General features: G+C 71.2%; 12 protein-coding genes. 9 read left to right on the forward strand and 3 right to left on the reverse strand.

The genetic code is table 11. The features are described 5' to 3' along the window. Positions 1-23 precede the first annotated feature (23 nt). Entirely contained in the window at positions 24-1679 is a 1656-nt protein-coding gene (locus ACWCPW_RS17310; protein ID WP_449762400.1) for an ABC transporter substrate-binding protein, read from the reverse strand. Positions 1680-1776: 97 nt separating this feature from the next. Continuing rightward, positions 1777-3459 carry an amidohydrolase gene (locus ACWCPW_RS17315; protein WP_449762401.1) on the reverse strand — a complete coding sequence of 561 codons (1683 nt, stop codon included), beginning with the start codon at positions 3457-3459 and terminating at the stop codon, positions 1777-1779. Between the two features lie 230 nt (positions 3460-3689). Here ACWCPW_RS17315 and ACWCPW_RS17320 point away from each other — a divergent pair, with 230 nt between their 5' ends. The 6 genes from ACWCPW_RS17320 (at position 3690) to ACWCPW_RS17345 (ending at position 11412) form a co-directional block, all read left to right on the forward strand. Next, the gene (locus tag ACWCPW_RS17320) at positions 3690-4385 is read left to right on the forward strand and encodes a TetR/AcrR family transcriptional regulator (protein ID WP_449762402.1); all 696 of its coding nucleotides are present in this window, start codon (positions 3690-3692) and stop codon (positions 4383-4385) included. A 245-nt stretch (positions 4386-4630) separates the two neighbouring features. After that, entirely contained in the window at positions 4631-6328 is a 1698-nt protein-coding gene (locus ACWCPW_RS17325; protein ID WP_449762403.1) for a flavin monoamine oxidase family protein, read from the forward strand. A 574-nt stretch (positions 6329-6902) separates the two neighbouring features. Continuing rightward, the gene (locus tag ACWCPW_RS17330) at positions 6903-8105 is read left to right on the forward strand and encodes an NAD(P)/FAD-dependent oxidoreductase (protein WP_449762404.1); all 1203 of its coding nucleotides are present in this window, start codon (positions 6903-6905) and stop codon (positions 8103-8105) included. A 102-nt stretch (positions 8106-8207) separates the two neighbouring features. Further along, on the forward strand, positions 8208-9605 hold the full coding sequence (locus tag ACWCPW_RS17335) for an MBL fold metallo-hydrolase (RefSeq protein WP_449762405.1): 1398 nt from the start codon (positions 8208-8210) through the stop codon (positions 9603-9605). Positions 9606-9636: 31 nt separating this feature from the next. Then, on the forward strand, positions 9637-10431 hold the full coding sequence (locus ACWCPW_RS17340; protein ID WP_449762406.1) for a sulfite exporter TauE/SafE family protein: 795 nt from the start codon (positions 9637-9639) through the stop codon (positions 10429-10431). A 168-nt stretch (positions 10432-10599) separates the two neighbouring features. Continuing rightward, positions 10600-11412, forward strand: a complete 813-nt coding sequence (locus ACWCPW_RS17345; RefSeq protein ID WP_449762407.1) for a GntR family transcriptional regulator — start codon at positions 10600-10602, stop codon at positions 11410-11412. Positions 11413-11632: 220 nt separating this feature from the next. Here the strand turns inward: ACWCPW_RS17345 and ACWCPW_RS17350 are convergent, their stop codons facing one another. Next, positions 11633-12265: a TetR/AcrR family transcriptional regulator gene (locus ACWCPW_RS17350; RefSeq protein ID WP_449762408.1), complete on the reverse strand. Its 633-nt coding sequence runs from the start codon at positions 12263-12265 to the stop codon at positions 11633-11635. 62 nt (positions 12266-12327) lie between these two features. On the opposite strand from ACWCPW_RS17350, the gene ACWCPW_RS17355 reads away from it, so the two are divergent. From ACWCPW_RS17355 to ACWCPW_RS17365, 3 genes are all read left to right on the forward strand, one after another. Further along, on the forward strand, positions 12328-12618 hold the full coding sequence (locus tag ACWCPW_RS17355) for a hypothetical protein (protein ID WP_449762409.1): 291 nt from the start codon (positions 12328-12330) through the stop codon (positions 12616-12618). 457 nt (positions 12619-13075) lie between these two features. Continuing rightward, complete coding sequence (locus ACWCPW_RS17360) at positions 13076-14122, forward strand: hypothetical protein (RefSeq protein WP_449762410.1); 1047 nt, start codon at positions 13076-13078, stop codon at positions 14120-14122. Positions 14123-14167: 45 nt separating this feature from the next. Next, the gene (locus ACWCPW_RS17365; protein WP_449762411.1) at positions 14168-15178 is read left to right on the forward strand and encodes a TauD/TfdA family dioxygenase; all 1011 of its coding nucleotides are present in this window, start codon (positions 14168-14170) and stop codon (positions 15176-15178) included. The last annotated feature ends 35 nt before the right edge of the window (positions 15179-15213 follow it).

Consider the following 15213-nt stretch of genomic DNA (forward strand, 5'->3'; position numbering starts at 1 on the left):
TGCCTCGGTCGAGGATGCGAGGGTCAACTCTTCGCCCCGATCTCGGCGGCCCACGGGTAGTAGAGGTAGGCGATGGAGGGCTGCACGCCGGTGATGCGCTTGCCGAGGAAGACGCTCACCGGCGAGGTGTACAGCGGCAGCCACGGGAGTTCGCGCAGTGCGATCTGTTGGGCCTGCGCGGCCGCGGCGGACTGCCCGGCGGGGTCCGGGGCGCCCAGGGCCTGGTTGACCGCGGCGTCGAACTCCGGGTGCGACCAACTGCCGTAGTTGCTGAACGCGCCGGTCTGCAGCGAGCCGTACATGTCCAGCGGGTCGGTGATCGAGGTGTACCAGAAGGTCAGGAACAGGTCGATGCCCTTGCGCGCCTGGGGATCGGTGAACAGCGAGGAGTACTTCTCCGGCGAGATGGTGTCGATCTGCGGCTTCAGGCCGATCGCGGTGGCGGCCTGGGCGACGGCCTGGGTGATGATCGTGGTCTGCGAGTCCAGCGGGCTGGTGGCGATCACGATCTTCTGCCCGTTGACGCCGGCCTTGGAGGCCAGTTCCTTCGCCTTGGTCACGTCGTACGGGTATGTGGGCGTCGTCTTGGTCAGTTCGTCCCGGACCGGGCCGGGGGCGCCGGTCCACACGTCGTCGGTGACCAGCGAGTTCGCCACTTGGCCGATGCCGCCCACGCCGGCGTCGACGATGCCCTTGCGGTCGATGGCCATCAGCAGTGCCTGACGGACCCGGGCGTCGCCGAGCGGGCCCTGGAGGTTGCCGACCACCTCGTCGGCGACGGTGGTGTTGCGGCCGAAGTAGAGCTTGCCGGCCGGGGTGTCGCGCAACTGCCCGTAGGCGTTGGCGGGGACCATCCAGCCGCCGTCCACCTCGCCGGTCTGGAAGGCGTTGACCCGGGTGGTGGCGTCCGGCAGGAAGACGAACTTCACCTGCCCCGACTTGGCCTTGAGGTCGGGGTTCCAGTAGTCGTCGAAGCGCTTGAGCACGATCGACTGGCCGGCGGTCCAGGAGGAGAACGCGAACGGGCCGGTGCAGTTGACGCCCTTGGCCGGGTTCCCGTAGTCCTTGCCGGCCTTGGCCAGGGTGGCCGCGGACTCGACCGTGCCGGGGCTTGCGGCCAGGTACTTGTTGAAGGTGGAGTCCGGCGTCTCGAGGGTCACCGTGACCTGCATCGGGCCGCTCTTGTCGACCGATCGCACGTTGCGGTACGGGTAGGCCCAGTAGCTGCCGACCTCCGGGTCGAGGTTGCGGCGCAGCGAGGCGACCACGTCGTCCGCGGTCAGTGCGGTGCCGTCGTGGAAGCGCACGCCGGGGCGGATCTCATAGACCCACGAGGTCGGTGTCGGGTTGGTGTACGAACTGGCCAGGCCGGGCGAGGTGGTCAGGTCCGGGTTCCAGCGCAGCAGGCTCTCGCACACGTTGGCGAGGATCTGGTTCGGCGGGTAGTCGAAGGCGTACGCGTAGTCGATCGACGCGGGTTCGGCGAACAGCGACCAGGTGAACGAGTCGATCGGCGTGCCGGGCGGCGTCTTGGCGGTCAACTCGTAGGCGCGGTCGCCGGACGCGGCCGGCTTGCCGCTGCCGCCGTTGCACGCGCTCGCGGCCAACGTCGCGGCGAGGGCGCAGGCGAGGGCGATGCGGCGGAGGCGTCTTGGGCGTTTGGTACGGGGTGCGGGCATCGTCTTCCTCCGGGAGGTGGGGCGTGGCGGTCGGGTGGGGCGGGGTCCGTGCTCGATCGGCCGCGGGGTCGGTGGCGAGCCCGGTCGTTCGGGATGCTCAGTCGCTCGCGACGAAGACCGGGCGGCCCTCGACGTAGGTGCGGCGGACCCGGGCGCCGGCGATCTCCTGGGGCGGGCCCGCGAACGGGTCCCGGTCCAGCACGACGAGGTCGGCGTACTTGCCCGCCTCGACCGTGCCGGTGACGTCGTCGAGGTGGTTCACCCACGCGCTGCCGGCGGTGTAGGCGGTCAATGCCTGGGTCAGAGTCAGCGCCTGTTCGGGCAGGAACGGCTTGCGGGGGGCCCGGTCGGCGGGCGCGTTGGGGGCGTCGTCCGGCACGATCCGGTTGACCGCGACGTGGATGCCCCACAGCGGGTCGGGGCTGCTGACCGACCAGTCGCTGCCCGCGACCAGTCGGGCGCCGGCGCGGGCCAGGTCGCCGAACGGGTATTGCAGCGCGGCGCGTTCGGGGCCCAGGAACGGGATGGTCAGGTCGTCCATCTGCGGTTCGTGGGCGGCCCAGAGCGCCTGGATGTTCGCGGCGGCGCCCAGGGCGGCGAAGCGCGGCAGGTCGTCGGGGTGCACGACTTGGAGGTGGGCCAGGTGGTGTCGGTTGTCGTTGCCGCCGTTGGCGGCGCGGGCGGCGGCCAGGGCGTCCAGGGCCTCGCGGACCGCGCGGTCGCCCAGTGCGTGGAAGTGGATCTGGAAGGCGAGTCGGTCCAGTTCGCGGACCGCCTCGGCCAACAGCTTCGGATCGACGAAGCTGAGGCCGGAGTTGGCGGTGGCGCAGCCGCATGCGTTCAGGTAGGGCTCCAGCATCCCGGCGGTGAAGTTCTCCGCGATGCCGTCCTGCATGATCTTCACGGTGGTGGCGGCGAAGCGACCGACGCGGCCGGTGCGCCGGCGTTCGACGATGTCCGGGATCTGCTCCAGGCCGCGTTCGCGGTCCCACCACAGGGCGCCGACCACGCGGGCGGTGAGCGAGCCGTCGCCGGCGGCGCGCAGGTAGACGTCGAAGTTGTCGGGGTTGCCGGGGAAGACGCCGATCATGGCGTCCTGCCACGCGGTCACGCCGAGTCGGTGCAGGTGGTGCTGCGCGGCCAGCAGTCCGGCGAGCGCCTCGTCGGGGGTGGCCGGCGGTGCGTGGTCGCCGACCAGGTCCATCGCGCCCTCTTGGAGCATGCCGCCCGGGGTGCCGTCGGGCTCGCGCTCGATCCGGCCGTCGGTCGGGTCGGGGGTGTTCCGGTCGACGCCGGCCAGGGTCAGCGCGAGGCTGTTGACCCATGCGCCGTGGCCATCGCGGTTGGTGAGCAGAACGGGTCGGTCCGGCACCACCGCGTCGAGCATGGCCCGGGTGGGGATGCCGCCCGGGAAGACGTCCATGGACCAGCCGCCGCCGCAGATCCAGTCGGCGTCGGGGCGGGCGTCGGCGTAGGCGGCGATCACCGCGAGGTAGCCGTCGACGGAGCGTTCGCCCGCCAGATCGCAGCGTCCCATCTGTACGCCGGCGACCGCCGGGTGTACGTGCGCGTCCTGGAATCCGGGGATGAGCAGGCCGCCCGCGAGGTCGACCACCTCGGTGTCGGTGTGGACGAGTTCGCGCACCGCGTGCTCGTCGGCGACGGTCAGGATCCGACCGTCCCGGACCGCGACCGCGGCGTCGATCGGGGCGGGCGAGGTCGCGGTGAAGACCCTGCCCCCTACGAAAACGGTGTCGGCCCTGGGCCGGGTGGTCCCCATCAACGCGTCCTTCGGGTCGGTGCGGTGTTCCGCGTGCGGTGTTCGGTGCCGGTGCCGGTGCCGGTTCGGTGCCGGTTCGGTGTTCGGGGCGGTGCGTGGTGTCCGCACGGCGTGCCTCGGCCCGGTGAATTCGGTGGGCGTGGGCCGTGGTGAGGAGTGAAACGGCAGCGCAACACTGCTGTCAACAGTGATGCGCACTCCGACGGTCGAATCGATACACTGGCCCCACCATGCCGAAACCACCCGCAACCCCAGTCCGCAGCAAGAGAACCGGCACCCAGCTGACCCCCGAGGCGATCATCGACGCGAGCCTGCGCATCGCGGCGCGGGGCAGCGCGGACGCGTTCACGATCCGTCGCCTCGGCGAGGAGTTGGGCACCGACCCGACCGCGATCTACCGGCACTTCCGCGACAAGGACGAGCTGCTGCTGTCCGTCGCAGACCGCACGCTGGGCGAGGTGCTGGACAGCATCCCCGACGGCCTCGACTGGCGGGATCGACTGCGCGCGCTGGCCGACGGCTCGCTCGCCGTCGCGCTGAAGTACCCGGTGGTCGCCTCGACCATGGCCAGCCGGACCACCAGACGCGCCAACGAGTTCCGCGTCGTCGAACTCATCCTCGGAATGGTCACCGAAGCCGGCCTCGACGGCGCCGACGCGGCCCTGCACTACCGGATGGTCGGCGACTCGCTGCTGGCGTATGTCGGCCAGCGCGCGGCCTATCTGCTGTTCGATCCCGAGGTCCGGGCGTCGGACGAGTCCGCCTGGAAGATCGAGTACCGGCTGGTGGACGGGCGCGGATTCCCGCACATCACCCGGCTGGGCGCGGAGTTGGCCGAGGTCTCGCACGACCGGATCTTCCACGCCCGGGTGGAGGCGCTGATCACCGCGATCGAGCAGCGCGCGGCCGCGATCCGGGAGGACTGACACCCCGGCCGCACGGGCGAACCGGTCCGGAGCACCCCCGCGACAAACGAAGATCTCTCCCACAGCGCCTGCGCAACACTGTTGACATCGGTGATGCGCAGGCGCTTCACTCTCGTCCCATCGCACAGGTCGCGCTTCGCTCGCCGACCGGTCCGGGTCTTCCTGCCGCAACAGGCCGCGTTCGCCCGACAGGGCGAACATCACCGCTCGCCACTTGTCGCCACGATCCCGAGACGAGGGATTTCATGCCCAAGGAACCTTTCGGCCCACGATCCGCCCCCGCACGAACCGTCGACCGCGCCGGGCTGCCCGCACCGCTGCGCGCCGTCTTCGCCACCCACGCCGAGGCTCGCCGGCGCGGCCTGCCCGTGGCCGAGGTGGCCGGCGAGCGGGCCGAGGCCGTCCGGCGCGAACGGGCCCGCCGCGCCGAGGAGCGCGAGGCCGCGGCCGACCCCGGTCGACGCCGACTCCTCGGCGGCGCGGGCGCGTTCGCCGTCGCCGCCGCACTGCCGGGTGGGCTGCTCACACCCGCACGCGCCTCGGCGACCACGCCGGCCGGCGCACCGCGCATCGTCGTGGTCGGCGCGGGTCTGGCCGGACTGCGCTGCGCACACCGACTCTGGACGGGTCGTACCCCCGTCGCCGCGACCGTGTACGAGGCGGCCGACACTCACCTGGGTGGCCGATGCCGGTCCCTGCGCGGCTACTTCGCCGGCGGCCAAGTGCACGAGCACGGCGGCTCGTTCATCAGTTCCACCGACACCGCGATCCTCGCCCTCTCCCGCCGACTGGGTCTGAACAAGGAGATCGCCGCCGGCGGGGCGCTGGCCACCGGGGACTACAAGGCGTGGATCAACGGCGCCGGGTACGACGGCATCGCCCAGCAGGACGACTGGGTCGCGCACGCCTACAGCGCGTTCAGCGCCTCCTTCGCCGCCGCGGGGACGCCCCGCTACAACAACTTCACCGCCGAGGCGCGTCGGCTCGACCGGATGTCCGCTCTGGACTACCTCGCGGAGATCGGGCTGCCGGCGGATTCCCGGCTCGGCCAACTGATCCAGGCGCTGCAACTGCAATCGGGCGGCGAGCCGGGCGACTCCTCGGCGATGAGCCTGATCGGCTTCCTCGGCTCCTCCGAGGTCTTCGCCGGCGGCGGCTTCGACGAGAAGTACCATATCGTCGACGGGAACGACCAGTTGGTCAGTGGCATGGTCGCGCAACTCCCGGCGGGCGCCGTCAAACCGGGCCATCGACTGGTCGCACTGCGGCGGAACGCCACCGGCAGCTACACCTGTACGTTCGACCACGCCGGCAGCACGGTCTCGGTCACCGCCGACCACGTGGTGCTGGCCCTGCCGTTCAGCACGCTGCGCGACGTCGACCTGTCCGGTGCGAGTCTGTCCGCGCTCAAACTCAAGGCGATCCGTGAGCAGGGCATGGGACAGAACGCGAAGATCGTCACCCAGCTCACCCGCAAGACCTGGCCCGCGGTCGGCGGCAACGGCATCAGCAACACCGGCCCGGCCGGCTACCAGACCGCCTGGGACGGTTCGGTGCACCTGGGCGAGAACGGCGCGCCGGCCCTGCTGGTGAACTTCCCCGGCGGCGACACCGCCCGGAACACCCTCACCGGAGCGGCGCACGGCCCGGCACCGGCCGCCGACGTGCAATGGTTCCACGGACAGATCGAGCACCTGTTCCCGGGCACCGCGGCGGCGTACAACGGCAAGGCGTACGAGGACCACTGGTCGCTCGACCCCTGGTCGCTGGGCGCCTACCACTACTACCGGGTCGGCCAGTACACCTCGATCGCCGGCTACGAGGGCGTCCAGGAGGGCAGGATCCACTTCGCGGGCGAGCACACCGACGTGGACAACTCCACCCTGAACGCGGCGGTGGCCTCCGGCGAGCGGGTCGCGGACGAGATCGCCTGCCAGATCTGAGGACCGGGCGGGTCGAGGATCTCGGCTTCGGGCGGTGACGTCCGGCGCGGTGACGGGCTCGTCGACGATCGGCGGTCGGGCGCCGGGCCGCGCGGCGGAGATCCGGTGCGGGGTGGGCGCGGAACACCCGGGGCGGGTCGGTGATGCCGACCCGGTCCGGGAGTTCCGGCGCCCGTCGGCGGGCGGTGTCGTGTGCGCCGGACATCCGCCCCCGCCCCGCGCGCTCCCGACGGCGCCGTGTGGTATCTCCCGGTACCGCCGTCGCCGCCCCTGGTTCGGCCCGGCACCCGCCTTTTCGAGTCGGTGCGTGTCCCGATCCTGCGCTGTCGTCGCGCCTCGCCGCGAGTCTTCGTGGGAGGCCGCGCGACAGGGGGACATGTCGCCGACGCCGCGCCTGCCCGGCATCACCGGTGGTCCGGGCAAGGCTGCATTTCGCCGGCTCGGGGCCGCCGAACCGTCCGAGTGACTCGGACGCCCCCGCATGAGCCGGAATCAAAATGTACGGACATTCACTTGCGCAAGCCGGAGGCCTCTGGCCATATTAAATGTCTGGACATTTGATGCGGAGGTCGTGATGGTGTCGACGCAACGTCATCGGACAGTGATCATCGGGGGAGGGAGCGCGGGTATCACCGTGGCGGCACGGCTGCGCCGCTCCGGTGAGCGCGACATCGCGATCATCGACCCGGCCACCCGGCACTACTACCAACCGCTGTGGACCCTGGTCGGCGGCGGGCTGGCGGCGATCGGGGAGAGCACACGCCCGCAGGCGTCCGTCGTGCCTCGGGGAGTGCGGTCGATCCATCGGAGCGCGGTCCGCATCGATCCCGACGTGCGGGAGGTCACCCTGGACGACGGGAGGACCGTCGCCTACGAGTGCCTCGTGGTGTGTCCCGGGATCCAGCTCGACTGGTCGAGAATCCCCGGACTGGAGGCCACGCTCGGTGAGGAGGGCGTCTCCAGCAACTATCTGCCCGAAACGGCACCGGCGACATGGCGCTTCATCCGGGACACCCGATCGGGCACCGCCGTGTTCGGCATGCCGTCGGGGCCCATCAAATGTGGCGGCGCGCCGCAGAAGATCGCCTACCTGGCCGCCGACTACTGGCGCCGGGAAGGCGTCTTGGGCAACATCGATGTGCACCTGGTGCTCCCGACGCCCACCATGTTCGCGGTCCCGGAGTTCTCTCGCGTCCTGGATCGGGTCGTTCGGCGATACGGCATCACCGTGCACTTCGACAGCGAGGTGAGCGAGGTCCGTTCCGGGTCCAAGGAAGTCGTGGTCACCCACAACGGCACCCGGGCGACCACCACGCTGCCCTACACCATGGCGCACCTGGTGCCTCCCCAGAGTGCTCCGGACTGGATCAAGAAGAGCCCCCTGGCCGACCCCGAGAACCCCGCGGGCTACGTCCTCGTCGATCAGTGGACCATGCAACATCCGCGCTACCCCGACGTCTTCGCGCTGGGCGACGTCGGCTCGTCCCCGAATTCCAAGACCGGCGCCGCCGTGCGCCGGCAGGCCCCGGTCGTCGTGCGAAACCTCCTCGCGCACCTGAGCGGGCTGAATCCACCGGCCCGCTACGACGGCTACGCGTCCTGCCCGCTGACCACCGCCCGGGGCAAGATGCTGCTCGCGGAATTCGACTATTCGATGAGGCCCACCCCCTCCATCCCGGTGATCGACACAACCCGGGAACGCACCGACATGTGGTACCTCAAGCGCTACGGACTGCCGTTCCTGTACTGGAACCTGATGCTTCGCGGGCGCGCCTGACAACATCGCCACCCCCGCCGCGAGGCCGCCGCGACGAGTCGCGCCCGTCCGTGTTCGCCGCACCCGAAGAAATCACCCATCCGACCCGGCGGGAGCTCCGCAGTGGAACGCGTCGACACGCTCGTTTTCAAGCAGTACTACCTGGACTGTCTCTCCCACGCCTCGTACCTCGTCGGCGACCGCGTTTCGGGACGCGCCGTCGTGGTCGACCCCCAACGCGATGTAGGCGAGTACATCGCCGACGCGGCACGACTGAACCTGAACATCGAGCGGGTCATCGAAACCCACGTGCACGCCGACTTCCTGTCCGGACACCTCGAACTCGCCGCCCGCACCGAGGCGCGGATCTCCTACGGCCCCACGGCCCGGGTCGACTTCGCCGTCCATCCGCTGCACGACGGCCGCAAACTCTCGCTCGGTGAGGTCGAACTCGAGATCCTGCACACCCCCGGGCACACCCCGGAATCGATCTGCGTGGTCGTGCGAGCCCGCGCGGGCGACCGGGTGCCTTTCGGCGTCCTGACCGGGGACACGCTGTTCGTCGGCGACGTGGGACGTCCCGATCTGGCCGCCGGCGCCGGCTGGTCGCCGGAGAAATCGGCACGCGCCTTGTACCGTTCCACCCGACGCCTGCTCACCCTCCCGGACGCCACGGGCGTCCATCCCGCCCACGGGAGCGGGTCGTCGTGCGGCGGCAACCTGTCCGCGGCGCATTGCAGCACCATCGGAGAGCAACGGCGTACGAACTACGCGCTGGCCGACATGGCCGAGGACGACTTCGTGGATCTGCTGTGCTCCGTGCGGACCCGCGTGCCGCGCTACTTCCCGTTCACGGCCGCGCGCAATCGGCAGAGGCGGTCGACCCTGGACGAGACCACCCCGGTTCCCGCCCTGCCCTTCGCCGAGATCGCGCATGCCCCATCGACCGGGGGCGTCGTGCTCGATACCCGAGATCCCGACGCGTTCGCCGCCGGACATCTCGGCGGCTCGATCAACATCCCCCTGTGCGGTCGATTCGCCGAACTCGCGGGCGAGGTATTGAGCGCCGACAGCCCCATCCTGCTCGTCTGCGACCCCGGCACCGAACGCGAGGCCCGCAACCGGCTGGCCCGGATCGGCTTCGACCGCGTGCCGGGAGCGCTGGCCGACGGGGCGCCCGGCATCGAGCCCGGACACCTTCGGATCGCCGTACGGTATCGCGTCGACGAGTTCCTCGCGCTCGGCGCGGACACGCGCGTCGTCGACGTCCGCAACCCCGGCGAGGTGCGCGCCGATGGCACGATCCCCGGGGCCCAACTGATCCCGCTCCCCGAACTCCCGTCACGAATACACGAGTTGGTGCCCGGCGAGCCCGTCGCCGTGTTCTGTGCGAGCGGCCGCAGATCGTCCATCGCCGCGTCGGTCCTGCGTGCGGCGGGCTTCACGAACGTGTGCGATCTCCGGGGCGGCTTCGCCTCCTACCGCGACGAGCACCCCATCGCACGACCGGACTCCCCGTGAGCCGCGCCACAACCGACGTTTCGGCCCCCGGGTGAGCGTCCTGATCGTCGCGCTCGTGTCCGGCGCCGCGGTCGGGCTCGCCATCGGCGCGCTCGGTGGCGGTGGGGGAGTCCTTGCCGTACCCGCACTGGTGTACCTGCTGCACGTGGCGCCGGCCGAGGCGTCCACCACCAGCCTGATCGTCGTGACCGCGACCTCGGTGACGGCCGTGTTCCGTCACGCCAGAGCCGGGACCGTGCGCTGGCGGGTCGGCGTGGTCTTCGCCGCGGCCGGCGTGCTCCCCGCCATCGCCGCTTCCATCCTGGCGGGCCACATCCCCAAGGCCGCGCTCACGACGGCGTTCGCGGTGGTCACGCTGCTCGCCGCCATCGCGATGCTCCGCAATGCCGGCCCGGGCGAGTCGGCGGAGCACGGCGAACCCGATCGAGGCGCGCGGGGGACGTCGGCCGGTGGGGCTCAGGGCGTCGGCAAGGTGATGGGCGCGGGAGCGGGTCTGGGCACCGTCACGGGTCTGCTCGGCGTCGGCGGAGGATTCCTGGCCGTGCCCACCCTGGTGACGGTCCTGTCGCTGCGCATGCGCCTGGCGGTCGGTACGAGCCTGGTCGTGATCGCCGTCAATTCCGTAGCCGCGCTCACCGCCCGACTGGCGGTGGGGCCGACCACACTCGATCCGGCGACGCTCGGCCCCTTCGCCGGCGCGGCGATCCTGGGGGCCTGGGACGGCAGGCGTCTGGCCGCCCGACTGTCGGGGATCGCCCTTCAACGGATGTTCTCCGCGCTCCTCGTCGCCCTGGCGGTGTTCATGCTCGTGGATGCCCTTCGTTGACCGGTGGGACGGGGCCGTGAACGCCCGGTACGCGCGGTTCGCCGAGCGAGTGCTCCGGACGCCCACGGCGCGCCCGCGCGGAGTTGCCACCGGACGGCGCGCTTCCGTACTTTCGTGGCCTCACACAGGACACGAGCACGGATCCGTCGCACGTCAGGGGAACCCTCGGTGACATCACCACAGCCCGCGGGAGCGCATCCCGTCGATCGCACGAGCGGAGTGCCGCTGTGGGCCCAACTGCGAGCCGACCTTCGCCGTCGCCTGGAGGCCGACCAGTTCCGCGACCACTTCCCCGGCGAGCACGCCCTCGCGACCGACTACGGAGTCAGCCGCCACACGGTTCGTGAGGCCCTGCGTCAGTTGCGCAGCGAAGGCATCGTCACGGCCCACCGGGGACGAGTGTCCGCACTCGCGGAGACTTCGATGGAACAGCAGGTGGGCACGCCGTACAGTCTCTTCGCCTCGGTCGAGGAGATCGGCGCGGTGCAGCGCAGTGTGGTGCGGGTCCTGGATCGGCGCGCCGACGGGGTGGTCGCGGCCCGGCTCGGCCTCGAGGAGTCGACACCGCTGATCCACCTGGAGCGCCTTCGCCTCGCCGACGAGAGGCCGCTCGCCGTCGATCGGGTATGGCTCCCCGCCGACATCACCGCCCCATTGCTGGGGGTCGACTTCACGCACACGGCGCTGTACGCCGAATTGGAGCGGCATTGCGGCATCGGCATCACCGGGGGATGGGAACGCATCCGAGCCGTGGTGCCCAATCGCGCCGAGCGCGCGCTGCTGGAATGCCCGTCGAACACGGCCCTGTTCGCGATCGACCGACTGGGGGTGGCCTCGGCCCGTCCGGTGGAGTGGCGTCAGACGCTGGTGCGTGCCGATCGGTTCACGGTGACCGCGGCCTTTTCCGCCGAGGACGGATACCGACTGGGGACGGCCGAGCAAGCGGAAGGCCGGTTGTCGCCGGCGATGCCCAAGGCGTGAACGCGGGGTCGCGGCGGATTCGCCACCCCATCCGTTGGGTGCGGCAGGCCGGGTGGACCGGCGGCCGTTCGTCGGCGCCGTCGAGGTGATCCCCTGGACGCGGCAGGCCCGTTCGACCCGTCGGGTGACCGCATCCGGGGGCCGCCGACCGGTGAGTGCCGGGAACGAGGACGCGATGCGGCAGCCGCGCTGCCGACGCCGTTGCCGGCCGATCCCGCTGTCAGGTGAGCAGTAGTCGGCACCAGGTGTCGGCGAGCCACCGTTCGAACCTTTCCGGTGGCCAGCCGCGGTCCTCGACCAGCAGGCAGTAGAACTCGGGCGAGTTGGTGGCCCAGATGACGTCGGCCACCTCGTCCGGGTCCAGTCCCGGTCGCAGTTGTCCGGTCGCCGCCAGGTCGCGGGCGAGCAGTCGCATGTTGTCCGCGCGGCGCAGGGTGATGTCCTGCCAGATCCGGACGACTTCGGGGGGTCCGGCGCGGGCGACGCGCAGCAGCGGTGCCAGTCGGACGTGCATCTCCCGGATGGCCCGCGCGTAGCGGCGAAGTTTGCGGGCCGCGTCCGGCTCGGCGCGCATCTCGCGCACGTAGTCGCGTTCGGTCGCCGGGACGGCGTCGTCGGTGCCGGACACGGCGGCCTCCACCAGGTGCAGGAACAGCGCGGGTTTGCGGCCGGCGACGGTGTAGACGGTGTCGACCGCGACGCCCGCGGAGTCGGCGAGTTGCGCCATGGTGGTCGCCGCGTAGCCGTGTTGGACGAACAGCCGCGTGGCCGCGTCCAGGATCGCCCGACGGGTCTCCCGCGCCGCGGCCCGGCGGCGGCTGGTGTCGTATTGCCTCTTGTGCTCTGTGTCCACACGGTCGATGCTAATCGTATTCATCCGAAACGGCTTCGGTTGAATATGAGGGATGTGGTCCCGTGACGTACGCGTTCACCTTCGAGGTGCCGATCGACCCGGCCACCTACGCACGCATCAAGGAGGCGTTGGGGTCGGAGAAGCCCCCGGGGTTGGTGGCCCACCTCGTCCACCGCACACCGGGTGGGCTGCGGTATGTCGACGTGTGGGAGTCGGAGGCCCACTGGAGGAGGTTCGCCGGGGAGCGCCTGCATCCGGTCGTGGATCGTGTGGTCACCGCGGCGCTGGGCTTCCGTCCGCCCGAGCCCGCGGTCGAACAACTGGAGATGATCGACGCCTGGATCGGCGACTGACCGGAGACGGGAGTCCGACCGGCCACAGTCCGATCTTGAAGGCACCGGAGCCGGTCGTCCCACTCATCCTCGAGTTCCCGAAGGTGTGACGCCTCCTCCAGCCGGAGGGTCGTGCGTGTGCGGGCCCGGCAGGTCCGGCAGGTCCTTGCGGTCTTTCGAACAAGTCTGCGAGGAGTTCCACGGTCGCCGTCAGGGCGACGTCGCTGCGCGCCCGGGCCGGGTAGAGGGCAGGCGAGAGACCGGGCACCACCATGAACTCGGCCAGGTTGCAGGTGCCGCGAGGCCCGCCGCCGCGGACCGCGCCGGCCGACTCCGAGGCACCGCACGGGAACGGTCTTGCGGATCAGGGTTTCATGCGGGGTGTTCTTGGCGAACTTCAGCCATGGACATATCGCCGGTTGCCGGTCATCCCGCTGTCGCAGTTTTCCGTGAGCCCCGAGGCGGGCGGTCCGCTCCGGTGCTGGGCAGGCGGGTCGATGCCGAGGCGAAGCGCACCGCGCGCGTGCTGGCCGGGTTGGCGACCCATGCCAGACCCGTCGAGCGGACCGTCGCGCTACGGCAGGCCGCCGCGGCTGCCGGGGAGTTGGTGGCCGCGCTGTCGGCTCTGGCTCCGGCAGTGGCCGGTGAGGGACTGCCGGCGGAGTCGACCAGTCAGTCGTTCTTCCGGGTCCGTGAACGGGAACTGTCGGACCAACAGGCCGCCCTGCACGGTGTTCTGGTCGTCCACCGCGGTCTGGAAGACCTGTGTGAGGCCCCGCTGTCGGGTGCCGACCTGGCGCTGGAGGCGGCCGGGATGCGGCAGTCCGTGCTCGACCTCACCGGCGCGGCGCCGGGCACCGACCCCGAATCCGCACCACCACCGCAGGCCGTCCCCGAGCCTGCCGCGGAGGCGTCGTTGGAGAGTGTGTGGAGTGCTCGGTGGCTCATCGGGCACCAGGTCCATGTCCTGTTCAACGTCTGCGCCGCGGTCGCCGTGGCCGACGCCACCCGCCATCTGCGGCACGGCGACGGCGATGCCGCTCTGCCGCGGCTGGCGGATGCGACGGTGTACGTGCGGGGCTTCCCCGCGGCCATGACGCACGCCAGTACGGTCCCGGCCGACTACTACATGGCGGCGATACGCCACACCATGGCGCCTCCGTCGGTGGACGTCCCGCTGAGCGGGCGCCAACATCGCGGATACAAGCTGTTCCGCGGGGCGATGAAGGACCTGGTGTCCGCGGTTCCCGATTCCTACGAGCAATTGGCGGCCCGCGCACCGGAGTTGGCCCAGGCGCGGGACGCTCTTCTGGAAGCCGACATCGTGGACGGTGAACGGCACGTCACCCTCGCGTACTCGATGGTGCATCTGCATCGTTCCATCGCCCAGAAACCGGAAGGCCCCGACAACGCCGTCGCCGAGCTACGGCACATGCGCCATCGCCGCGCCGCCCGGTACGCCCCCCTGATCCGATTCGGGGACCACTACGTCGCCGACGCCGTGGCCGGCCTGCGCCACTCGTGAGTTCGCGTGTCCGCCGCCCACACCTTCGGTAGGTAGGAGACCCTGATGCCCGAGACCACGCCCGGCACCACCCCCGACTCCGCCGTCGCCGGCGACTGGGCGCTCGACCCGGCCGATGCCGGCGCGTGCGAGCGGCTGGCCCGCGCCCTGTGCACCGGCGGGCACGAACACGTCGACAACCCCGAGTGGGTGGCCCGGGCCCGGGACGCCTGGGAGGACCTTCCGTTCCCGTTGCGCCGTGGGGTGCGCCGGTTTCGAAGGCACTCCGGCCCGCACGGCACCTTGGTGATCGGCGGCCTGCCCGTCGATCAGGCGGCCCTGCCCGCGACACCGTCCGTACCCGGCTCGGTCCAGCGCCGGGCCACCGTCTCGGCCGCGGTGCTCACCATGGTGGCCTGCGGGCTTGGCGAGCCTCTCGCCTACCGGGCCGAGAAAACCGGTGCCCTCGTGCAGGACGTGGTACCCGTGCCCGGGCAGGAGAGCTTCCACGGCAACGCCGGATCGGTGCCGCTGTCCTTCCACACCGAGAACGGCTTCCACCCCCACCCACCCGACTACGTGGTCTTCCTGTGCCTGCGCGCCGACCACGACCGGATCGCCGGCATGCGCGTCGCCGGCATCCGCCAAGCGCTGCCGCTTCTCACCCCGGCCGGCCGCCAGGCCCTGTTCGCACCGGAGTTCATCACCACACCACCACCCTCCTTCGGCCCCGACGCCGCCGCGAGTGCGCCCGACGTCAAGCCCCGACCGGTGCTGTCGGGAGCGGTCGAGGATCCCGACATCCGGATGGCCCAACTCGTCACGACCCCGCTCACCCCTCGGGCCACCGCGGCGCTGACCGAATTCGGCCGCGCCTGCGAGGCGACCGCCCGCACCCTGCGCCTGACTCCCGGCGACCTGGTCATCATCGACAACCGCGTCACCGTCCACGGCCGCACCGCCTTCCGCCCCCGTTACGACGGGGCAGACCGCTGGCTGCAACGCACCTACGTCAGCACCGACCTGCGCCGCTCCCGCGATCACCGCCCTCACGACGGCCACGTACTCGCCCGCTGACCGGCGTCCGGCCCCACGGGGGTGTTCACGTACGC

This window comes from Embleya sp. NPDC001921 (assembly GCF_053594475.1).